The organism is uncultured Roseibium sp. (assembly GCF_947494555.1).
Classification (GTDB): domain Bacteria; phylum Pseudomonadota; class Alphaproteobacteria; order Rhizobiales; family Stappiaceae; genus Roseibium.
In genome coordinates this window covers 618,153-640,831 of record NZ_CANLVF010000003.1, presented here as the reverse complement: position 1 = coordinate 640,831, position 22,679 = coordinate 618,153, and the positions used below count along the sequence as shown (strand labels likewise).

The 22,679-nt window shown below is 57.9% G+C and carries 19 protein-coding genes; 10 read left to right on the top strand and 9 right to left on the bottom strand.

Annotated features, from left to right (window positions below; genetic code table 11):
- Positions 1 to 69 precede the first annotated feature (69 nt).
- From addB to Q0915_RS17645, 6 genes are all read left to right on the top strand, one after another.
- A complete protein-coding gene (addB, locus tag Q0915_RS17670) occupies positions 70 to 3,207 on the top strand; it encodes a double-strand break repair protein AddB (RefSeq protein ID WP_299476299.1) in 3,138 nt (1,045 codons plus the stop codon).
- Positions 3,204 to 6,716, top strand: a complete 3,513-nt coding sequence (gene addA / locus Q0915_RS17665; RefSeq protein WP_299476296.1) for a double-strand break repair helicase AddA — start codon at positions 3,204 to 3,206, stop codon at positions 6,714 to 6,716. Before addB ends, addA begins: the two co-directional genes overlap by 4 nt.
- 85 nt (positions 6,717 to 6,801) lie before the next feature.
- A complete protein-coding gene (trxA, locus tag Q0915_RS17660) occupies positions 6,802 to 7,122 on the top strand; it encodes a thioredoxin (protein ID WP_299476293.1) in 321 nt (106 codons plus the stop codon).
- Positions 7,123 to 7,265: 143 nt separating this feature from the next.
- Positions 7,266 to 7,904 carry a nucleotide exchange factor GrpE gene (grpE, locus tag Q0915_RS17655; protein ID WP_299476290.1) on the top strand — a complete coding sequence of 213 codons (639 nt, stop codon included), beginning with the start codon at positions 7,266 to 7,268 and terminating at the stop codon, positions 7,902 to 7,904.
- A gap of 76 nt (positions 7,905 to 7,980) precedes the next feature.
- Positions 7,981 to 8,592 carry a trimeric intracellular cation channel family protein gene (locus tag Q0915_RS17650; RefSeq protein WP_299476286.1) on the top strand — a complete coding sequence of 204 codons (612 nt, stop codon included), beginning with the start codon at positions 7,981 to 7,983 and terminating at the stop codon, positions 8,590 to 8,592.
- Positions 8,593 to 8,680: 88 nt separating this feature from the next.
- Complete coding sequence (locus Q0915_RS17645) at positions 8,681 to 9,067, top strand: VOC family protein (protein ID WP_299476283.1); 387 nt, start codon at positions 8,681 to 8,683, stop codon at positions 9,065 to 9,067.
- Between the two features lie 297 nt (positions 9,068 to 9,364).
- Here Q0915_RS17645 and Q0915_RS17640 read toward each other — a convergent pair whose 3' ends face one another.
- The 5 genes from Q0915_RS17640 to Q0915_RS17620 all read right to left on the bottom strand — a co-directional run bounded on the left by Q0915_RS17640 (position 9,365) and on the right by Q0915_RS17620 (position 13,370).
- Positions 9,365 to 10,273 carry an ornithine cyclodeaminase gene (locus Q0915_RS17640; protein ID WP_299476280.1) on the bottom strand — a complete coding sequence of 303 codons (909 nt, stop codon included), beginning with the start codon at positions 10,271 to 10,273 and terminating at the stop codon, positions 9,365 to 9,367.
- Between the two features lie 14 nt (positions 10,274 to 10,287).
- On the bottom strand, positions 10,288 to 10,653 hold the full coding sequence (locus Q0915_RS17635; protein WP_299476277.1) for a LapA family protein: 366 nt from the start codon (positions 10,651 to 10,653) through the stop codon (positions 10,288 to 10,290).
- Positions 10,654 to 10,708: 55 nt separating this feature from the next.
- Positions 10,709 to 11,008, bottom strand: a complete 300-nt coding sequence (ihfB, locus tag Q0915_RS17630; protein WP_299476276.1) for an integration host factor subunit beta — start codon at positions 11,006 to 11,008, stop codon at positions 10,709 to 10,711.
- A gap of 15 nt (positions 11,009 to 11,023) precedes the next feature.
- Positions 11,024 to 12,010, bottom strand: coding sequence for a signal peptide peptidase SppA (gene sppA, locus Q0915_RS17625; RefSeq protein ID WP_299476274.1), 987 nt, complete (start codon positions 12,008 to 12,010; stop codon positions 11,024 to 11,026).
- A gap of 151 nt (positions 12,011 to 12,161) precedes the next feature.
- A complete protein-coding gene (locus Q0915_RS17620) occupies positions 12,162 to 13,370 on the bottom strand; it encodes an SLC13 family permease (protein WP_299476273.1) in 1,209 nt (402 codons plus the stop codon).
- 175 nt (positions 13,371 to 13,545) lie between these two features.
- Between Q0915_RS17620 and Q0915_RS17615 the strand changes: the two genes are divergently transcribed.
- Positions 13,546 to 14,775 (top strand): MFS transporter, encoded by a 1,230-nt coding sequence (locus Q0915_RS17615; RefSeq protein ID WP_299476271.1) that lies wholly within the window; start codon positions 13,546 to 13,548, stop codon positions 14,773 to 14,775.
- Between the two features lie 94 nt (positions 14,776 to 14,869).
- Here the strand turns inward: Q0915_RS17615 and Q0915_RS17610 are convergent, their stop codons facing one another.
- From Q0915_RS17610 to Q0915_RS17595, 4 genes are all read right to left on the bottom strand, one after another.
- Positions 14,870 to 15,298, bottom strand: a complete 429-nt coding sequence (locus Q0915_RS17610; RefSeq protein ID WP_299476269.1) for a peptidylprolyl isomerase — start codon at positions 15,296 to 15,298, stop codon at positions 14,870 to 14,872.
- A 228-nt stretch (positions 15,299 to 15,526) separates the two neighbouring features.
- Positions 15,527 to 16,549 (bottom strand): substrate-binding domain-containing protein, encoded by a 1,023-nt coding sequence (locus Q0915_RS17605; protein WP_299477076.1) that lies wholly within the window; start codon positions 16,547 to 16,549, stop codon positions 15,527 to 15,529.
- Positions 16,550 to 16,603: 54 nt separating this feature from the next.
- Positions 16,604 to 17,617, bottom strand: a complete 1,014-nt coding sequence (locus Q0915_RS17600; protein WP_299476267.1) for an ABC transporter permease — start codon at positions 17,615 to 17,617, stop codon at positions 16,604 to 16,606.
- Between the two features lie 10 nt (positions 17,618 to 17,627).
- Positions 17,628 to 19,142 carry a sugar ABC transporter ATP-binding protein gene (locus Q0915_RS17595; protein ID WP_299476265.1) on the bottom strand — a complete coding sequence of 505 codons (1,515 nt, stop codon included), beginning with the start codon at positions 19,140 to 19,142 and terminating at the stop codon, positions 17,628 to 17,630.
- A gap of 125 nt (positions 19,143 to 19,267) precedes the next feature.
- Between Q0915_RS17595 and mtnK the strand changes: the two genes are divergently transcribed.
- The 3 genes from mtnK to Q0915_RS17580 are packed head-to-tail and all read left to right on the top strand — an operon-like array spanning position 19,268 to position 22,664.
- Positions 19,268 to 20,542, top strand: coding sequence for an S-methyl-5-thioribose kinase (gene mtnK / locus Q0915_RS17590; protein WP_366525293.1), 1,275 nt, complete (start codon positions 19,268 to 19,270; stop codon positions 20,540 to 20,542).
- Complete coding sequence (gene mtnA, locus Q0915_RS17585) at positions 20,539 to 21,648, top strand: S-methyl-5-thioribose-1-phosphate isomerase (RefSeq protein WP_299476263.1); 1,110 nt, start codon at positions 20,539 to 20,541, stop codon at positions 21,646 to 21,648. The genes mtnK and mtnA overlap by 4 nt, the downstream gene beginning before the upstream one ends.
- Complete coding sequence (locus Q0915_RS17580) at positions 21,645 to 22,664, top strand: sugar-binding transcriptional regulator (protein ID WP_299476260.1); 1,020 nt, start codon at positions 21,645 to 21,647, stop codon at positions 22,662 to 22,664. Before mtnA ends, Q0915_RS17580 begins: the two co-directional genes overlap by 4 nt.
- Positions 22,665 to 22,679 lie beyond the last annotated feature (15 nt).

The following is a 22,679-nucleotide window of genomic DNA, read 5'->3' as shown; positions in this document are numbered from 1 at the left end:
CTTTCATCTGGCCAAAACGATTCAAACCAAATCAACTTCATTTATGGGTCCGTACCCTAGAGCCCGGTCATGACTGAACGAGCGCGTCTTTATTCCATCTCGCCCTCTGTTCCATTTCTCGAAACACTTGTTGATGCACTCGTCGATGGAACCCTCATTCCAGGGTTTTGCCCTCTGGCAGAGCCACATCTGTTGCCGTCTGTCACCCTGTATCTGCCGACACGGCGATCTGCGCGCCTCCTCCCGCGGGTATTCCAGAAAAAATTTGGCGGCAAACCGGTGCTTCTGCCGACGATCAGACCGGTAGGCGACGCTGATGAAGATGTTCAAAGCCTGGCGGTGGAAGCCGATCTGGAGCCGCTTCCGCCGGCAATGCCGCTTCTGGAACGTCATCTGGCCATGACGCGGCTCGTCAAGGCCTGGAAGGGGACTCTGCGGCGTGAAGCGCTCGACCTGCGCCTCGACGAACCACTGGGGGTTCCAGCTTCAACGGCCGACGCGGCATGGCTCGCCGCCGATCTCTTGTCATTGATGGATGAAATCGAAACCGAGGAAGCTGACTGGACACAGTTGTCGACGCTCGTTCCGGACGATTTTGCGCGGTATTGGCAGATCACTCTCGACTTTCTGAAAATCGTCCAGGAGGCCTGGCCGGCTCATTTGAAGGAGACCGGGCGGATGGATCCGAAGGCGCGCAGATCCGCGTTGATCCGCAGGGAAGCGCAACGCCTTATGAATGCCGCGCTCCGTGATCCGGTGATAGTCGCGGGCGTTACGGGCTCGGTTCCGGCGACGTCAGAGCTGTTGAAGGTGGTGGCGGGTCTGGAAAAGGGCGTGATCGTGCTGCCCGGCGTCGATCAGCATCTTGATGATAAATCCTGGACCTCGATCGGGCAGCAGCAGGCGCGTGAGCCCGGCAGGGGCCCGCCAGGCAAGAGGCGTATATCGGCCTTGCCGTCGCATCCGCAGTATTCGCTCAAGCAATTGCTGGACCGGCTGGGTGTCACCAGAGCCGATATAACCGATCTCGGCCCGAACCTTGCCCGGGAAGCGCTGGAAAGAGAAAAACTGGTGTCCCAGGCTCTTCGTCCTGCCGACACGTCGGATGGCTGGACCGGTTATCTTCGTGAAACAGGCATTGACGAGCGCAGCGGTGCCTTGAAGGACGTCGGCATCCTGGTGGCACGTAACGAAGCAGATGAAGCATTGAGCCTCGCCATCGCGCTTCGCGAGGCAATCGAGCGGCAAGAACTTGCCGCCTTGATCTCACCCGACAGGCTGCTGACACGCCGCGTGGCGGCCGAGCTGTCGCGCTGGAACATACAGGTGGATGACAGCGCCGGTCGTCCGCTCGATCAGACCGCGCCTGCGGTCCTCTCGCTGCTGGCGTCAAAGCTAGCGCTGAACGGATGCGAACCCATAGACCTGCTTGCGCTGCTAAAGCACCCGCTTGCCCGGCTCGGCCTGCCATACAAGGAAATCCGGTCTGCTGCCCGGGCGCTCGAGCGCGGTGTCGTTCGCGGGCCTCGCGCTGTTCCGGGAATGGACGGGCTGAAGGCAGCGGTTGAGGCTTCGCAAAAAGAGATCGGCAAGGCACACATACCGCGCTGGAAAAAGGTTCATGAGGCGGATTGGGACGTTATCGGCGATCTTGTCGATCGGCTGAAGGCGGCGCTCGCCCCCCTTGAGGATCTCGCCGACCGTGCCGAGCCAGTATCCGTGACGGAACTTGCCCGGCGTCATCTGGAAGTCATTCAGGCTGTCGCAATCGATGAGAACGGCAGCTCTGCGGAACTCTTTGCCGGCGAGGCAGGGGAAGCGCTCGCCCAGTTTCTTGGCGACCTTCTGGAAGCCGACAGCGGCGGTCTGGAATTTGCGCCTGCCGAATGGCCCACGGTGCTTCCCGCCCTGATGGCAGGACAGGCAGTGCGCCGCCGGTTGCCGGGTGATCAGCGTGTTCAGATCCTTGGCCCGATGGAAGCGCGGCTGCAGAGCTTCGACTTTGTCATTCTTGGCGGACTGAACGAAGGCGTCTGGCCACAGCGCACCCGAAATGACCCGTGGTTGAACCGGCCGATGAAACAGGACATTGGCCTGGAACCGCCGGAGCGCCGCCTGGGTGCGGCTGCCCACGATTTCGCGCAAGGCATGGGGGCAAAGCGTATCCTGCTGTCGCGTGCCGGGCGCGCCGACGGAGCGCCGACGGTCGCGTCCCGCTGGCTGCAAAGACTGACCACACTGGCCGGACCGGAAGTCACTGGCGCGATGGAACAGCGCGGCAACGTCTACTCCAGACTGGCGGCAGGGCTGGACCGTCCGGATGGGCCGATCAGGTCTGCTGCACGACCGAAGCCTGCACCACCCCTGAACGCGCGGCCGAAGTCGCTTTCGATCACGGAAATAGAAAGGCTGATCCGGGATCCTTATGCGATATTTGCCCGCCATGTTCTGGACCTTCAGCCCGTCGACCCGATCGGCGGCGAGCCGGGCGCGGCCGACAAGGGAAATCTGATCCATGATGCGCTGGCGCAGTTCCTATCGACCTGGAATGGACCATTCGATGACGCCGCCGTTGAGGCCCTGATCCGGATCGGCGAAAGTCTTTTCCGTCCCTTGGACGCTTTCCCTGCGATCCGGGCTCTCTGGTGGCCGAGGTTTCAAAAGATTGCAGCGGATTTCGTGGCCTTTGAAGACGAGCGCTCGAAGGCCATCGACAAGAGGTTCCTTGAAATCGGTGGAGGTGTGGAACTCAAGTTGCCGGGTTTTGAATTCCGGTTGCGCGGCCGCGCGGATCGCATTGATGTCCTGAAGGCAGGAGGTCTTTCAGTCATCGACTATAAGACCGGCCAGGTGCCGTCGCAGAAGCAGGTCGATGCGTTGTTGTCACCACAGCTGCCGCTCGAAGCGGCCATGATCAGTCGTTATGGATTCAAGGATGTTCCGGCCACGGAGCGTGTTTGCGAGCTTTTGTATTTGCAATTGAAGAGCAGCGTCGAACCGGTATTGCGCAACCCGAAAGACGTGCCGCTGGAAGACCTGAACGAGGACGCGTGGCAGCGTCTCGAACAGCTGATTGCGCATTATGCAAAAGCGGAAACCGGATATCTTTCACGGGCACGCGTGATGCGCGAACGGGTGATGGATGGCGACTATGACCATCTCGCCCGCACCAAGGAATGGTCGCTTGGAAGCGAGGACACGGCGTGAGCGGTATCCAGATCCCCGAGCTGACCCGCAAAAGGCAGGACTTGGCGTCACGCCCGCGCGCGTCTGCCTGGGTTAGCGCGAATGCGGGGTCGGGCAAGACATTTGTCCTTTCGCGCCGCGTCGTGCGCCTCCTGCTTGATGGAACGGATCCGGGCCGGATCCTCGCATTGACCTTCACCAAGGCTGCAGCAGCGGAAATGGCGACACGGGTGTTCCGGATCCTCGGTGACTGGGTCACCATGGAAGACGACGCGCTGGCGACGGAGTTGCGGGAGATCGAGGGGCGGACACCGGACAGTGCACGGATTGCGCTGGCCAGACGGCTGTTCGCGCGCGCGCTTGAAACACCCGGGGGGTTGAAAATCCAGACCATTCACGGGTTCTGCGAAGCGCTTCTTCATCAGTTCCCCTTGGAAGCCAATGTTGCGGGGCATTTCGCCGTCCTTGACGACCGAATTGCCGCGGAACTGATGGCTGAAGCACGCGCGAGCGTACTGCACAGGGCCGAAATCGAACCCGGCAGCTCCTTGGGCTTGGCGCTCGCGTCCGTGCTCGGTCTTATGAGCGACGCGAGTGCGCAAAAGGCGCTTGAGGAACTGATCCAGAACCGGGATTCCTTCCGCCGATGGATCGTCGATGCCGGCGGTCTGGACAACGCGCTCACAGATCTTGCTGTTTTGCTGGAGGTATCTTCAACGGACCGGCTCGCGAGCTTTGATGAGCGTTTCCGTGCCGAATGTCCCTTCGATTTGAACCAGTGCCTGAGTTATGCAGAGGCTCTGAAGATCGGCAGCAAAACAGATCAGGCACGCGCCGATGCCCTGGTGAGTGCCGCGCGGCACAAGGATCCGGACACGTTTCGGGACGCCTGGCTGGCGGTCTTTTTGACGTCGAAGCTTGAACCCAGAAAGTCTCTTGCGACCAAGAAAGTCGCGGCGGATTTTCCCGAGATGATCGAAGCCCTGACCGGCGAGCAGGACCGCCTGCTGGACTTGTTGTCCACGCGCAGGAAAATAGGGACCTTCGAGGGAACCTCGTCTTTGCTGCGGCTCGCGGACGCTGTGATCCGTCACTATGAACGAGCCAAGACCGCTCGCGGATTTCTGGATTTCGAGGATCTTGTCGTGAAGACGGCAACACTCTTGCAAAAGTCCGATGCGGCGCAATGGGTGCAGTACAAGCTGGACCAGGGACTCGATCACATTCTGGTCGATGAAGCCCAGGACACGAGCCCGCGTCAATGGGATGTGGTCACATCGCTTGCATCCGAGTTTTTCGTTGGCGACGGGGCCGGTGACAGGACAAGAACCCTCTTTGCTGTCGGTGACGAAAAGCAGTCGATCTACTCTTTTCAGGGTGCTGTGCCTGCGTATTTCGATGCCATGAGGCGGGCTTTTTCAAAACAGGCAGAAGCGGCAGAGCAGGAGTTTCATTCGGTCAATCTTCAACTGTCCTTCCGCTCGACGCCGGATGTTCTCGGCGCGGTGGATACGGTTTTTCAGGATGAATCGGCACATCGCGGGCTGGCACAGGAAACGGCTGCGCCCGTCCACGAAGCCATAAGGCGCGATCCGGGTATCGTTGATATCTGGCCGCTTGAAGCAGAAGCAGAGATCGAAGAACCCGATGACTGGCGGCTGCCCGTCGATCACGTCGGCTCTGGCAGTCCGATGCTGACGGTCGCAGCGCGCATTGCATCGCAGATCGCAGACTGGATGCGCACCGGAGAAGCTGACCCGGGCGATGTCATGATCCTGGTGCGCAAGCGCGGTCCCTTTGTGGAAGCGTTGAACAGAGAGCTGAAGGAGCGCGGAATTCCAGCTGCTGGCAGCGACCGCCTTGTGTTGACCGAGCACATAGCGGTGCAGGATCTTGCAGCGCTCGGGCGCTTTTTGTTGTTGCCGGAAGACGACCTGTCCCTGGCGGCGGTTCTGAAGAGCCCGCTCTTTGGGCTCACTGATGAGAATCTGTTGGAAGTCGCGCGGGAAAGTGCTGAACAGCTCCGTCCGGGCACGCTTTGGCAAATGCTCGTCAAACGCTCCGAAACATCTGACAGGTGGATGGCGGTGCGGACACGTTTCGAGGATTGGCGCGCGCGCGCCGACTTTGTCCCGCCATATGAATTCTATGCGCGACTGTTGGGTGCCGACGGTGGCCGGAAGGCGTTTCATGCCCGCCTCGGTGTTGAGGTCGATGATGTCCTCGACGAGTTTCTGGCACTTACAATGGCCTACGAACAGGCCGGTACCCCGGGCCTCGAAGGGTTTCTGGCGTGGATGGCGGCCGCGCCGACAGAAATCAAAAGGGAATTGACCAGCACCAAAGGCATGGTTCGGATCATGACGGTTCATGGTTCCAAGGGACTTGAAGCCAAGACCGTTTTCCTGGTTGATCCAGGTGCTGCGCCCGTCTCCGCAATCCACGATCCTGCGTTTTTACCGCGCCAGCGGATGGACAATGAGCTTCTTCCACCGGCGCTCATCTGGTTGCCGCCGAAAGCCGATCGGACGCCATGGCACGAGGAAGCGGTCGAAAGCCTGCGGGAAACCCAGGCGGAAGAATACAGGCGCTTGCTTTACGTCGCGCTCACGCGCGCCGAAGACCGCCTGATTGTCTGTGGCTGGGAGCCAAAACGCGGTGCTCACGAAGACTGCTGGTACGCGCTTGTCGCAAGAGCGTTGAAACAGGAGGCGCGCGAGAAAACCGACCAATCCGGGAACGTGATCGGGTGGCGCTGGCAAAAGTCACCGGCGGCGGAGGAAAGCGATGTTCGCATGAAGGAGGCGCCGGGCGAACAGCCTGGCAAACCGGCACCAACTGAAATTCCGGAATGGCTCAGGGAACAGGTTGTACCCTTGCCGAAGACCAGACGTCTGCAACCCTCCAAAGCCTTTGAGGACATGGAGGAAAAAGACGGCATTGTTCCTGTTCCCGCCCTTGCCAGGCTCCAGGCGCAAAGCCAGCCGGAGTCCTGGCCGCTCGAAAAGGGGCGTCTGGTCCACAGGCTGCTGGAACTTTTGCCAGGCGTTCCCGAAGATGAAAGAAGCGGTGCGGCGGACAGATTTCTGAAACAGGTTCTAAAGCCGGAATTTTCGGCAAACAGGCAAGATTTGCTGAACGAGATCTCGTCGATCTTGCATGCTGATGAGTTTGCGCCGCTGTTCGATGGCACATCGCAGGCCGAAGTCTCGCTGGTCGGAACGATTCGCGCGAGCGATGGCACGCAAGTTGAGGTTTCCGGACAGATTGACCGCCTGATTGTCACCGATGAACGGGTTGTGATTGTGGATTACAAGACCAACGCCCGCCCGCCCGGTGTGGTGGACGCCGTTCCGCTCGAGTACCGCGCACAGCTTTGTGTTTACAGGGAATTGCTCTCCCAGATTTATCCGGATCGTCCCGTCTCGGCTTATCTATTGTGGACAGCTCGACCCGCATTGATGGAAATTCCCGCCGATATTCTGGATCGGACGCTGGCCTCACTGAAACCGGACGGCACTTCAGCTTGACGACGGACGCCCTGCTACCTACCTTCGGGCCAACTGGCGCGCTTACATCGTGTAGGCGCGCATTTTCGAACCACGAGATCTAGTTATGGCAACCACTCAAGTTACCGATGCATCCTTTGAAACCGAGGTCCTGAAATCCGAAGGCCCCGTTGTGGTCGATTTCTGGGCTGAATGGTGCGGCCCGTGTAAAATGATTGCACCGGCCCTGGAAGAAATCTCCGAAGAGATGGATGGTGCGGTGAAAATCACAAAGCTCAACATCGATGAGAATCAGGACATGGCCATGAAATACGGCGTCCGGTCGATCCCGATGCTGATCCTGTTCAAGGATGGTGAGCCGATGGCGACCCAGGTCGGCGCGGCGCCGAAAGGTAAATTGTCCGACTGGATCAAGAGCGCAATCTAACAAGGTTTTTCAGCGGCTGCCCGGCTGCGGACAAAAGGAACGCATCCGGCGGACAGGCAACGGCTTGTCCGCCGATTTGCTTTGAAATCTCTGCTGCCGGTCTTATAAGCAACCGCAAAGAGTTTGAGCCGAACGGAACATTCATGAGTGACGAGAACAACACCCCGGAAGAACAACCGACGGATGCAGCGCCCGAGGCCGACGCCGCGGCGGCGGGACCTGAAATGCCTGGAGCTGCAGTCGATCCGATCGAGGTTCTGAAAGCGGAAAACGCGGAGTTCAAGGACCGCGCCCTGCGTACGATGGCCGAGATGGAAAATCTGCGGCGGCGGACCGAAAAGGAAATCAAGGACGCGCGCCAATACGCCGTCTCGGGTTTTGCGCGCGACATGCTGACTGTGTCTGACAATCTGCGCCGCGCGCTCGACGCCTTGCCGGACGAGGACCGCAAAAATGCAGATGCGGGTATCGCGGCACTGATCGAGGGCGTTGAAATGATCGAACGTGATCTGCTGAACCAGCTCGAAAAGAACGGCGTGCGAAAGCTTGAGCCCGAAGGGCAGAAGTTTGACCCGAACTTCCACCAGGCCATGTTCGAAGTCCCGAACACGGAAGTCCCGAACAATACGGTTGTCCAGGTTGTTCAGGCAGGTTACGTCATTGGCGAGCGTGTGCTGCGCCCGGCGATGGTCGGAGTTTCCAAGGGCGGGCCGAAGGAGGCACCGGCACCGCAGGCCCAGGAAACCGGCGACGCTGGCCAGACGGTCGACAAGAGCGCCTGACGCGCGCATATTTCGAATTTGTCCTTGGAAGCCGCTTCCGGCATATGCGGGAAGCGGTTTTTTGCTGGAGTAACCGATGCTGCTACAGTTGCTTGATTATCTGGGTGTTGCCGTTTTCGCGGTAACCGGCGGTATTGTCGCATCCAGAAAGCAGCTGGATTTCATTGCGCTTTTGTTTTTTGCAACGGTCACCGGCGTCGGCGGCGGAACCTTGAGAGATTTGCTGCTTGGCGTCCCGGTCTTCTGGGTGGAGAACGAAACATACCTTTTGGTGTGTCTGGTCGTCTCCGTGAGTGTCTGGGTATTGGCGGATCGGATTGAACGGCTGGGCAAACCCTTGCGATGGGCGGACGCAGTCGGCATCTCGGCCTATTCGGTCATGGGTGCTGCGAAGGCGATGTCGGTGGGGGACACGGTATTGGTCGCAATCCTGATGGGCGTTGCAACCGCCACATTCGGAGGCGTCATTCGCGACACGATCGCCGGAGAAGCGTCTGCGATCGTCAAACCTGAAATCTACGTAAGTGCGGCTTTTGCCGGTGCCGGCAGCTTTGTGTGTCTGAGCCTTCTGGGCACGCCGCAAATCCTGGCAGCGATTGTTGCCGCAACGATTGCACTCGTTCTGCGAGGCGGCGCGATCCTGCGCGGGTGGACGTTGCCGGGCTATCGGAACAAGGCCGAAAACTGAAGTGACCTCAAATGTGTGCTTGGCGTGGCAATGTACGGCCGATGACGGTAACGTGGTCCCGGCAGACTGGTCATGCGTGGAGGTCGCAATGGTTGAACACGGTGTATTCTACTGGAATGAACTGATGACCCGGGATACCGGAAAAGCCCGGGAGTTTTATGAAAAGTGCCTGGGCTGGACATTTACAGAGATGCCTATGGATGGTGGCGGTGTTTATGTCTTGGCAAAGCTTGGCGAAAATCCGGTTGCAGGCCTCTTCACTATGGAAGGTCCGCATTTCGACGGCGTTCCCGAGCATTGGATGTCCTATATCGCTGTCGATAATGTCGATGAGCGTCTCGAACTCGCCGTTGCGCACGGCGGCGATGTGATGCGGCCACCGTTCGATGTACCGGGCATCGGCAGGATCGCGATCCTTAAGGACGTTGGTGGTGCTGTTCAAGGATGGATGACGCCAACGGAAATGGCGAACTGATTTAGGCAGGAACTTGCTTTCAAAACAAACAAAGCCGGTTCCTTTCAGAACCGGCTTCTGTTTGGCCTAGTAGACCAGCCCCGATGTGGCTGACACGTAAAAAATCAGACCAATCGAAATTGCTGGTAGGCTTGCCGAATAGGCAAGTGTCCTCAGCATGTCCTGCTCCTTTGCAAAACGGTATCTGTGAACCGCGGCTCTTCCCTGCTTTTGTTGCCAGCCGGTAAAGAGGTGGCAGTCCGGAATTCTCCCCCTGCTGCAACCAAATGTGGTGTCGCATGGGACAATATCCAGATCTCAGGTTCTCAAAAAAATGTGTGCGGCAAGTGTGAAGTCCGTGAGCCCGGTTCTCTTGCCCGGAAGGAACAAGGTCCTTTGTCCGTAATACCGGCGCCCGGCTTTATTCCCCTTGGCAAGCTCCGACAGATCGGCAGCCCATTCGAGTTCGGCCCGGGGCGGGTCTGACAAATCTGTAGTGAACAGGCGTACGTCTTCCAGAAGCTCGGAGGACAGACTTGAGGTCATATCCAGTATGTCGATGTGACAACCGGCGGGCGGGTCAAGATAGGTAAGTGCGTGAAACGTGCCGGTGTTAATGTCCGGACCTGCGATGCAGATCATGTCGGCCCCTTCCTGCGCGGCATGGATTTCGCTCGTTTCGCCAAGATGCACATTCGACAACGCCGGTTGACTGGCAGCCTTTTTCCGCACTTCCGGTGATGTTCCCGCGAAAAGGACCGACGTCAGGTTTCGCGCCGTGGCATAGGCGGCAAGCACTCTGGGCAGACGCGGATTGTCGCCGATGACCAGGAGCCGCGATGTATCCTCCCGCGCCAGATACGACATCGCAAGTGCGTGCACACCCGCTATCCGCCATGTTCCGAGGCGCATTCCGTCGATCAAGGCTATCGGTTGAGCGCCTGTTCCGGAAAAGAGAATGTAAAGGTTCGACGAAACACTTCTGTTTTCGGGCAGATTGAGCGCCAAGCTGCATCCGACATAGCCGCGTTCCACGTCGTTCTGGGCTGAAAAATTTGTCCAGGCGGGTTGCACGGCAAGAGCGCCCGACATGCCGTTCAGGCGATTGACGCGGAAATCAGGGGACGGGGGAGCGACGATATTCGACCTGTAAGCGCTGCGGAGCGTCTCAAGAACTTCCCTGTCCTCCAGACAGGCATCAATCTCATCGCTGGAGATTATTCGCATGCGCGATCTGCGCCCTAGGCCGCCGAACGCTTGTCCGGTCCCGGGAGCCCTTTGGTGTTCGCCGCAGGTTGGGATGCCCCTGTCATTTCACGCAGCTGATCGGCTTCCTTGTGCCACATATCGGCTTCCCGGCGTTTGAGACGTGCCTCCTTGCGCCAGCGTCCCTGCTTTGCCCATGCGCCCAATCCTCCGACAACAATCCCGACGGCAAGACTTGCAAAGATCACCCAGAAAAGCGGGATCTCAGGGATCGTCAGCCTCGGATCCTGCGGATCGAAAGGATTGAGAGACAGGTTGACCGTATGCCTGTTGGCGACCGAAAGGGGAACCAGAACCACCGCGATTGCGAATAGGATCACATTCTTGATGAAACGGGTCACTGCGCTCTCCTGGCGGGTTCAGGTCAAAATTCAAATTCGGACAGGTGACCTTCGGTCAGTCGTCGCCGTGATCGACACCGTCGTTCAGACGTATACGCATTTCTTTTCCGGTTTTGAAGAAGGGAACGTGTTTCTCATCCACTTCCACCTTCTGCCCGGTACGCGGGTTGCGTCCAACGCGTGCTGGGCGGTTTTTGACGGAAAACGCACCGAAACCACGCAACTCGACCCGATCTCCGCGCATGAGGGCCTCGGTAATCTCATCCAGGATCGCATTGACAATGTTCTCGACATCTCGCTGGTAGAGATGCGGATTCTGTTCTGCGATATGCTGAACCAGCTCAGATTTGATCATGGAGAGCCCCCTCGCTTACGGTTTTTGTTCTGCCGCGTCAGAAGCCTGCCAAACGGATACGAGCCCGTCAAGCGTAAGGCCTCGAGGAATCAGCCCCTTAGCGTCATTTAGCGGGTTTATGACAGCTGATCCGATACCTTTTCCCAATTCCCGCGAAATCCGGGACGAAAACGGCAGCTCTTCAAGGTTTTCGTTTGTCGTCCACGTGACGACCGGCAGATCCTTGGCAACGCCCTTTTCAGTCTCCAGCCATGCAACGGCGGTATCCTCTCCGCCAATTGCATCGACGAGCTTGTTTTCCAACGCGCTATGACCGGTCAGGATGCGCCCGTTGGCGAGTTCGCGTGCAGTCGCCGGTTCGAGCTGACGCCGTTCGGCAACCAGTCCGACAAACCAGTCGTAGGAGTCGTTGACGAGCGATTGCAGCATCGCACGTGCCTGAGGCGTGGTGGCGGAATAAAAGTCCGGCTCTGCCTTGAGCGGCGCGCTTTTGACCGCCTCCATCTGGACACCAACGGTTTCCAGAAGCTTTTCAAGATTTCCGAACTGGAACAGCACACCGATCGAACCGGTGATCGTGTTGTATCGGGCGACGATGTGATCGGATGCGAGCGCAACCATGTAACCGGCTGAAGTGCCTACCGTGCGGATTTCGGCAACGACCGGCTTTTTCTCGGCCAGTTCCCGCAGGGCCTGATAAAGTGCTTCGCCCCCTGTTGTGCTTCCGCCGGGCGAGTTGATGGAAATCACGACACCCTTAACCGCATCCGCCTTGGCGATCTTTTCAATCATCTTGAGCGTCTTGCGATTCTCGACAATCACCCCTTCGACAGGGATGCGCGCAATGTGAGCAGAGCGCTTGGAGAGCCCGGAGACGCCGGATGCATAGGCCAGACCGGCAATGAGAGCCGCTGCAATCACCAAAAACGTCGCTGCACGCCAGAAAGTCACTTTACGCCGCAATCTTCGTCTATCCACCAGCGCGTCAACGTCTACAGGCATGAACAGGTCGCTCCGATCAAGATCTTATGAAAACCAATAACCTACATAGGGTGAGTGTTGGGAAAATTGCAATCGCTTATCGGACTTTGGCATCAGATTGCGGCAGATTAGGGCAGGCAGGCAGAAAAATTAACGCCGACAGCTCCCGATCTCATTCTGAAATCGAGACCAGGAAGGCGATCCATGCATAGCAAACGAGCAGAGAAACCACGGTCACCGGCAAAACGTAGCGCGTGAACTGCCAGAACTGGAACGGTGTCACACCGTGTTTTTCGCTCTGCTGAACGATGATCACGTTGCTGGCCGCGCTGAGGATAAAAAGATTTCCGGCGAGCGTCGAAATCCCGGAGAGCAACATCAGCGTAGGCGTGTCATGGCCTTTGAGCAGGTTCAGATAGATCTCCACGAGCGGAACGTTTGAAAACACCTGACTGCCGAAAAATGCGATGGAAGTCACAAGCAACGGTTCGCCGAGTTGATCATGCCAGGGGCTGAGCCATTCCTGCAGCGCGCCGGACTTCAGGACAGCACCGGTCACGATGAACATGGCCACAAAGAAAACCAGCGTATGCCAGTCCACCTCCTTGACCAGCTGAAGCCGGTTCGAGGAAAACAGAAACAAGGGAACCGCTGCGATCAGGCTGAGTGCACCGAGCGGCAGGTCTGGCAGCCAGTCGCTTTCATGGGCAACGCTGTCTGTTATGACGAGCACACACAATAGCCCTGTGGCAAGCAATGCCGGCCAGCGGCGGCTTGTCTGCTCTTCCGGTGCGACATGTTGCGGTGCATTTCCCTTCGGCGTTCTTGAAAAGCAAAACCAGAACCAGAGCAGTGTGAAGGCCAGCGAGATCAGGCCCGGAACAGCGAGCCATTCCAGAAAAACCCCAACCGGATTGTTGAAATGCCCGTCTGCGACAATCAGCAGGTTCTGAGGGTTTCCGACCGGAGAAAACATGCTGCCGACAGTCACCGAGACACACAGCGCAATCAGCGGCAGAGCTGCGGAGATGCCCAGGCTGGCCGCAATCGCAATGGCAATCGGTGTCCCGATTGCCGCTGCAGCGTCGTTCGTAAGCACCGCAGAGACTGCTGTCACGAACAAAATGAAGAAGAAAAGGATTTGCGGCACGGACCGGTTTTCGGCACAGATCCAGTTGCTCACCTTCAAAGAAATACCGCAAGCGAAAAGGGCATGGGAGATAGCAAATACACCAAATAAATAGGCGATGACGTTCCAGTCGATCGCTTTCAAAGCTTCCGTAGGTGAAATATTTCCAGTAACCAAAAGAAATACGGCGCCAATGGTCATGATCATCCAGATTTTAAGCCAATCTGGCAGCCATTGCCTGATTGCGATCATGAAAAAAACAAATATAGATACAATTAAACTTAAAGGCATCTAATCAGTTCTCGCGCAAATTCTGTTGAAAGACATTGTTATTCTATTTTAAGACGCATTAAAATCCGAATTCCAGTTCCTGTTTATGATACTTGTGAATCAAGTCGAAAACCCAAGGAACGCCGGGGCGCAGGACATGCAGTTGAACAAACCGTTGCTGGGCGTGAATTTCTTCGCCGGAGACGTGGTGGGTGGTATCGGCCCCTATCTCGCGATCTACCTGCTTACGCTTCAGCACTGGTCACCGGGCGCGATTGGTTTCGCGCTCGCCGCGGGGAGCATTGCGACGGTTGTCATGCAATCGCCAGCGGGTGCTATCGTCGATACGGTGAAATGGAAACGCACCTTGCTGATCATTTGCGCGATCGCAATTGCCACAAGCACCATCGGGATTCTGGTTTTCAACGACGCTTATGCGGTTTACACGGCCCAGATCCTGATCGGGTCCGCATCAGCGTTTCTCGGGCCCCTTATTGCCGCCGTGACCCTGGGACTGGTCGGGCACGCTTATTTCACGAGACAGACCAGTGCAAACCAGGCCTGGAACCATGCTGGCAACATGATCGCGGCGATGCTCGCTGCAATTCTGGCGCTGACCTGGTCGGCTCTTGGCGTATTCTGGCTTGTGGCGGCAATGGCGTGCGGCATGATTTTTTGCGCGCTGCTGATCAACAAGGATGCGATCGATCACGATCTTGCCCGCGGCGGTGTCGGCGAAGAAAACACCGGCGCTAAATCTCCTGAGGGTATCTTCAGTCTGTTTGAAGACCGGCGCCTGTTGGTCTTTGCCATCTGCATCTTTCTGTTTCACTCGGCCAATGCGTCCATGTTGCCGTTGGTCAGCCAGAAACTGTCATCCAACAGCGATGCAGAGCACGGCGTCGCTTTCACGGCCGCCTGCGTGATTGCAGCTCAGCTTGTCATGATCGGGATGGCGATTTTCTGTGGCAAGAAGGCAGATGTGTGGGGCCGTAAACCGCTGCTTCTGATCGCGTTTCTGGTATTGCCGGTTCGCGGTATCCTGTTCAGCCAGTTCGACAATACCTACGCGCTGGTCGCGATCCAGGCGCTGGACGGCGTTGCAAACGGTATTTTCGCTATGGTCTTTCTGCTTGTTCTTGCCGATATCACTGCCGGAACGGGCCGCTTCAATTTCGCCCAGGGTGTTCTGGCAATGCTGATCGGGATAGGCGCTTCGCTCAGCAACATTGTCGCGGAGTACATTGTGCAGTTTACCAGCTACACCGTCGCGTTTCTCAGCCTTGCGGCAACGGCAACGGTCGGCTTGATCATCTACGTCTTGTTCATGGAAGAAACGCTGGTCCGGGACAAACCGGACAATCCACAAGCAGCGGTGTCAGAATAATCGCTGTCGCTTGAGAATTCTCAGCCAAAACCCACCGGAAGGTGGGTTTTTGAGATTGTTCAATGTTGTACCGGCGCGCCGATGAAGAACCTGATCAATTGATTCCGACCATCTGGATTTCAAATGTCAGGGCCTGACCTGCCAGCGGGTGGTTCGCGTCCAGTACGACCTCGTCATCGGAAAACTCAACGACGGTCACACTCATGACGCCGCCATTTTCGGTCTGAGCCTGAAGCTGCAATCCGATCTCAAGGGGAACGGTGTCAGGAATATTGGCGCGCGGTACCGATTGTCTGGCTTCGAGGTTGATCGGCCCGTATGCGTTCTCCGCTTCAACGCGAACGGTCTTTTCGTCGCCGACTTTCATGCCAGGAATCGCCTGGTCGAGACCTGGAATGATCTGGCCGGACCCGACAGTAAACTCAAGTGGTTCCCGTCCTTCGGACGAGTCGAATACGGACCCGTCATCAAGCGTGCCCTTGTAGTGAAGACGAACCGTGTCACCGGCTTTGGCTTCGGTCATTATGCGTTTCGCAATCCTGTCTTGAGTTGAATTTTGAGGCCGCGTCGGGATGCGGATGCTCGTCGCCGGACGGCACCGTAAAGCACCGGGCAAATTTGTAAAGCTTGCAAGATTTACGATGGTCTTAAGATTAAGACGCAGGAAGTTTGCACCGGCATCCGGATGCCTGGTCGTGGAAGCAAACCCGGTCGCGCGGGACCGGGTTTGCAGCGATTGTTCATGCCTGGATCACCGCGCGGGAAGCGGGATCCATTCGGCGACGGAAACGTCCGCATGCTGGAACTGGGGCATCTTTTCGCCGAGATCCTCCATGTTGCGCACGTCCTGTTCGTTGAGGAAGTCCTGCGTGATCAGGGTCGGCGGAACGATCACCTGCTTTCCGGGGTCTTCACCGGCCAGCATCAGGGCAAGCGTGCGAACGCTTACCTCGCCGACCACGGCAGGGTTGGTGGCGACAGTTGCAGCCCAGGCGGAGTCCGGCTCGCGCATGGCGGAAATATCGGCAGTCGATACATCTGCCGAGTAAATCTTGATGTCCTGGTTCAGCCCGGCCTCGTCAACCGCGATCTTGACGCCCTTTGCGAACTCGTCATAAGGCGCGAACACCACGTTGATGGTCGGATTTGCCTGAAGCACCGACCGTGCCTGGTTTGCAACGGAGTTGGCAATCGGATTGTCCAGCGTGCCGAACATCGCCGCTTCCTTGATGCCCGGATTGTCACCCTTCACTTCCTTCCAGGCCTTGTCTCGGCGGTCGAGCGGCGCAATGCCCGGAACGTAGACGTAACCTGCGGTAAAGGAGGTGCCGTTGTCCTTGATCGCCTGCTCAAGAGCCATTTTTCCAAGCAGATAATCCGATTGCTCCACCTGGGGGATGGCGTCGTTCTCGACATTCACGTCAAAGGCGACAACCTTGATGCCCGCGTCAACTGCGCGCTGTGCGGCCGGTTTCATGGACTCGGTCAAGCCATGTTGAATGACGATGCCATCGACGCCAAGGGCGATCGCCTGGTCCACCATGTCTGCCTGAAGCGCTGCATCCTGTCGGCTGTCGAAAACGCGCAGGTCCACACCGAGTGCCTCGGCCTGCTTCTCGACGCCGGACAGATAGGACTGGAAAAAGTCACCGGTCGAAAGATAGCGCACGAGCGCGATCTTGACGTCCTCGGGCTTGTCGAAGGGAGCAGGCATGTCCGCGGCAAACGCGCTGCCGCCTCCAAGACCAACTCCGGCTGCAAGAGCCAGTTTCATGAATTCACGTCTGAACATATTGTTTCCTCCCAATATGAGCGGCGCCTTCAGGCGTCACGCTGTTCTCCTGCCCCCGCGCCGCGAAGACAGATAGAATGTAAAGACAAGTGCGGCGACCAGAACGGCCCCTTTTACAAAATCCTGCATGTAGTAAGGTGCGTTCATCATGGTCAGGCCCTGAAGCAGGATTCCGACGAACAACGCGCCCGCAGCCGTTCCGAACGCGTTTGGACGGGCCGCGCCGAGCACGGCGAAACCGATCAGCGCCGCGGCAACACTGTCGAGCAGCAGATTGTTTCCGGACGCAATGTCGCCGCGTCCGAGGCGCGCCGCCAGGAGAATGCCTCCGACAGAAGCGAGCATCCCGGAAATCATGTAGGCCACGACCTTGTAGCGATGAACGTTGGTACCGACGAGCCCGGCTGCTCGTTCGTTTGACCCGATCGCGTACATGAGCCGTCCGTGCCGCGTATAGCCGAGAAAGAGCCAGATCAGCACCGCAATCAACAGGAAGACAACGACCGGCACCGGCATAAGACGGTCGAGAAAGAGATCGAACCGGTGGCGGCCGAGCCAAAGGAATGCAGCGGAGAAAGTACCTTCCGCCACGGACCCGTCCTCCAGGCTCATCCCGGTTGCGATCGAGTTGCCCTGTGTCGGAATGCGCTGCAGCCCGATCAGGAGAAACATCATGCCGAGCGTCGCCAAAAGGTCAGGCACACGCATCTTGACGATCAGCAATCCGTTCACGAGCCCGACCAGAGCGCCCATCAGCAGACACAGCGCGACTGCAACGAAAGCCGATTGTTCCAGGATTACCATGGTGTAGGCCGACAGCATCAGCGCGGAGGTCGCAACGGAGCCGATGGAAAGGTCAAAGCCTCCGACGACAAGGGTGCAAGTGACACCAAGTGCCAAGATGCCGGTTATGGCAACCGACTGCAAAACGAAAACAGCTGATCGCGGGCTGGCAAATCCGCTTGCATAAAGTGAAAAGAACAAAGCAAGCCCGCCGAGCAGGATCAGGAAACCGTACTTAATTGCAAAATCGAGTGCACTGCTGTTCATTTTTTAAACTTCATCCTGCAAGAGCCAGTCGTTCACCGGGGCCGGACACGTCCGCGACCAGGCTGTTCAGGTCAACATTTTGATTGATGTATTCGCCCGCGATCGCGGCTTCGTTCAGCACGACGATCCGGTCGGCGATTTCAAGCGCTTCGTCGATCTCCGCGACAAAGACAAGCGTTGTTCGGCCTTTTGCGGTTTGCCGGATGTAACGGCCGATATCGCGCCGCGCACCGATATCGACACCTTGAAACGGTTCGTCCAGCAGGAGCACACGTGATGCCTTCAGGAGCCAGCGGCCGATCATGACTTTCTGCTGGTTGCCGCCCGACAGTGTATCGATGGCGTCCCCGTCACTCTGACAGACGACGCCGATTTTTTCGATCATGTCCCTGGCCGCGGTTCGCTGCTTTTTGTCATTCAAAAAAGACAGGCTACTGAAAGCGCCGAGGAACGGTACGGTCATGTTGTTGGCAATGTCGAAGTCCGGCACGACGGCATTGATGCTCCGGTCCTTTGGAGACATGAAAACGCCTTTTGAGACAGCGTCGCCCGAATCTGTCGGCCGATAGGACTTGCCATCCAGGTCAAGATGTCCGCCCGCAGGTTCGGCAAGACCGTAGATGACTTCGGCAAGACGCGTCTTGCCGCTCCCGAGCAATCCGGTAAAGGCGACCACTTCGCCTTCCCGTGCTTCAAAATTGATGTCCCGGCTATCGGCGAACAGCCTGAGCTTGTCCAGGCGCAGCACGGTTTCACCACCTTGAACGGGATCGATGTCGACCTCTGTCATCTGGTGGCCGAGCATGGCGTTGACAGCCCCGACATAATCAAGCGGTTCTGTTTCGAATACGCCGGAGATTGCCCCGTCCCGCATGGAAATGATCCGGTCGGCGACCCGCCTGATGTCGGACATGCGGTGTGAAATATAAAGAATTGCGACGCCTTCGCCGCGCAACCGGTCGATCAGCTCGAACAAGCGTTCGGCTTCGGTGGAAGAGAGCGATGAGGTCGGTTCGTCCAGGATAAGCAGCTTTGGTGATCTCGCCATCGCGCGAGCGATTGCGATCATCTGCCGGTCCGCGACGTCAAGGTCGGCGACCCGCATGCGCACATCCATAGTCAGGCCCATGCTTTCGGCAACTTTCCGGGCCTGATTGCGGAGCTTCCTGTCATTGACGAACAGGCCGACACCCGGCTCCGTCAACCGGTCGAGCGTCAGGTTGGTCGCAACGTCAAGGTCGGGGATGACGCCATCGTCAATGGACTGGTGAACGGTCACGACGCCTTTGGAGATCGCGTCTGCGGCGTCTGCCGGCGAAAACGGTTTTCCGCCAAGCTCGATCTCACCTGCGTCGGCAAAGTGGTAGCCGCACAGCACTTTGACGAGCGTTGACTTGCCGGCACCGTTGGCCCCCATCAACGCAGTGACTTCCCCGGACCGCAGATCCAGATCGATGCCCTTGAGAACGTGATTCTGCCCGAAGGACTTTTCCAGACCGCGGAGTTTGCAGGTGACGTTTTGCACCGTTCCTCCCAATTTTTTGCGGGCTCCTCTCCCGCTTGTCATTGATACAACATGCAATATAGTCATTTGTCAACTAAGTTGACTTTTGAATAAACTCGATCATTATCTGAGCGGAAAAGGGAGGATTGAACGCAGTCATGGATACGCCGGAGCAGTATCGGCCATTGTCGCCGGAGGACCTCGCAGCTCGTCTGGCGCCAGTCGCCGCCGTGGCAAAACGTGTCGGACAGGATCCGGCTGGCTGGACCGTGAGCGAGGTCGGTGACGGCAATCTGAACCTGGTTTTTATCGTTGAGGGGCCGCAGGGAACCGTAGTCGTCAAACAGGCGCTGCCTTATGTGCGCCTTGTCGGCGACAGTTGGCCATTGCCACTCTACCGGGCCTTTTTCGAGAACCACGCTTTGCTGCGGCAGGAACAGAGAGATCCAGGCTCGGTCCCTGCCATTTATCACTTCGATGAAGAGCAGGCGCTGATCGTGATGGAGTACATTGCTCCTCACAAGATCCTCCGCCGCAAGCTCATTGACGGAGAACAGGTTGCAGGCCTGGGTGAGTTTCTCGGCAAGTTTTGTGCCCGGACAGCTTTTCGGGGATCGGAACTGTCAATGAAGAGTGCCGACAAGAAACAGGATGTCAGCCTGTTTGCCGGCAACATTGAAATTCCGGCGATCACTGAGGCGCTGGTCTTCACCGATCCCTATCACGAAGCGGAAATGAACCATCATACCGATGGGCTCGAGCCGGTGGTGTCTGCGCTCCGGTCTGATGCGCGCCTGAAGGCCAAGGTGCAGCGCCTGTTGATGAAGTTTGCCTCCAACACGGAGACGATGGTGCATGGCGATCTGCATAGCGGATCGATCATGTCGACCGATACGCAAACCCGTGTCATCGATCCGGAGTTCGTTCAGTACGGACCGATGGGGTTCGACATCGGCATGCTGCTGGCAAACTTTCTGATGGCCTATTTCAGTCAGCCAGCGCACCGCGGTGCAGGGGAATTGGCCGGATATCAGGAATGGCTTCTGTCTGTCATCACCGAGACCGTTGGCGCATTCGAGGACGAGTTCAAGCAGCTGTGGCAAACCGAGCGGACCGGCATGCTCTATCCCGGTGCGCTGTTTGAAGACCAGGGACATCATTCGGCTGATGCCTGCGACGAACTGCTGGCTGAAATCATGACCGACGCGATGGGCTTCTGCGGGATAGAAATGCACCGCAGGACCTTGTCGCTCGCCCACAATGCCGACTTCGAGGAAATCGAGGACAAGGCGCTTAAGGCGAAATTGGAAGCGCGCAATTTGCACATGGGTGCGCAATTGATCCGGGAAGCGGGCAGTTTCGGTTCCATCAACGACGTGCTGGCCCTCGCACGCAAAATCAACACTGAGGACATCCTATGAAAGTCAATGGGACCCACTACCGTTCGCTCTGGTGGGATGAAGGCAAGGGCGCGCTCCAGATTATCGATCAACGCTGGCTGCCCCATGAATTCCGCATTCAGCAGGTCGACACGCTAAAGGACTTCGCCGACGCGATCATAGAGATGCGTGTACGCGGCGCGCCGCTGATCGGTGCAACAGCCGCCTATGGCATGGCGTTGGCCGCCAAACTGGATCCCTCGGACCAGAACCTGCAAAAGGCCTGGGAGTATTTGGACAAGACCCGTCCAACCGCGATCAATCTGCGTTGGGCGCTCAATCGTTGCCGTGCACATCTGATGCCTCTTGCAGAAGGCGATCGCGCGGAAGCCGCCCTGCGTCTTGCGCACGAAATTTCTGATGAAGACGTCGACATCAACTTCAACATCGGCCAGCACGGGCTGGAGATCATTCGAAAGATTGCGGCGGGGAAACCGTCGGGCGAACCGGTCCGCATCCTGACGCATTGCAATGCCGGCTGGATTGCCACAGTGGATTGGGGAACCGCCACGAGCCCGATTTACCAGGCCCACGACAACGGCATCCCGATCCATATCTGGGTCGATGAAACACGGCCACGCAACCAGGGAGTACTCACCGCCTGGGAACTTGGAAGTCATGGAATTCCGCACACTTATGTCACCGACAATGCGGGCGGGCATCTGATGCAGCATGGTCTCGTCGATGTCGTCATCACGGGGACGGACCGGACGACGCGCCGTGGTGACGTCTGCAACAAGATCGGAACCTATTTGAAAGCGCTCGCCGCAAAGGCCAACAATATTCCGTTTTACGTCGCATTGCCGTCGCCGACGATTGACTGGAGCGTTTCTGACGGTGTTGCCGAAATTCCGATTGAAGAACGGGCGGAGCAGGAGGTCACCCACGTCCAGGGCCTGACCCCTGAAGGCACAATTGGGCGGGTGCAGGTTACTCCGATTGGCACGCCCGGCGGCAACCCTGCCTTCGACGTGACACCGAACCATCTCGTCAGCGGGCTGATTACCGAACGAGGTGTGTGTGAAGCAAGCGCCGAGGGTTTGGCAGAGCTTTTTCCCGATCTGGCCAAGCTTGCCAAAAGCGCATGAGCCCGGGTCCTTCCAGGTCGGTGCCGGCGGACGGCAGGGGTGGACCTCGCTCCATCGCCACGCGGGCGCGCACCCAGGAGGACGCAATCATCGAAGTGACCTGGTGCTACTATCATGATGGCATGAATCAGAATGACATTGCCGAACGGCTCGGCATCTCGCGGGCAACGGTAGTCAACTATCTGGCGGAGGCGCGAAAGCGTGACTATGTGCGGATTTCGCTCGACACCGACGTCTTTCGGAACCAGGAACTTGCGCGCCGGATCGTCGAACGGTTCGGTCTTCAAGATGCCGTGGTCGTGCCGTCCGCTTCCGGCAGCAATGAACAGTCTCTTGATCGGGTAACGCGGGTCGTCGCCGATTGGCTGCCCAGTTTGCTGAAGCCGGGTGACCGGCTGGGCGTGGCATGGGGTGAAACAGTCTATCGCGTTGCTGAAGCCGCACCACGCGTTGCCGTCGAGGGCCTGACTGTGGTCCAGCTTGTGGGATCGCGTCCTGCCGCACTGGGGTTTGCTGCCGAGACCTGCTCCGCCACGCTTGCAAGGCGCTACAGCGCCCACTGTGTCAATCTGCACGTCCCGCTGGTCTTGTCCGACAAGAGCCTTGTTGAGCGGTTGAAGGAGGAGCCGGTTATCCAGGCACAACTGGAAGCTGTTGCCACTTGCAACAAAACGGTTTTTGCCTGTGGCACCTGCGGTGAAGACAGCCATGTGGTGCATACAGGTCTCCTTGACAGAGCCGACGTCGAGACCTGTGCCGGAGACGGTGCGATTGGGGTTATCTGCGGCCGATTGATTGACCGGTACGGCAATGGTCTCAACAGGGACATCGAAGACCGGATGATTGCGGTCACGCTGGACGAGATGCGCAACAAGGATATGGGTCTGCTGGTTGGGGTCGGCCCGGATCGCGCGGCACCCATGCTTGCGGCCATTCGCGGCAACTACGCAACCCACGTAGCCACCTGTTCGCAGACCGCCGAGCAACTGCTTGCGCTGGCGGAAACAGACCCCTGAGTGAATGCCGCTTTG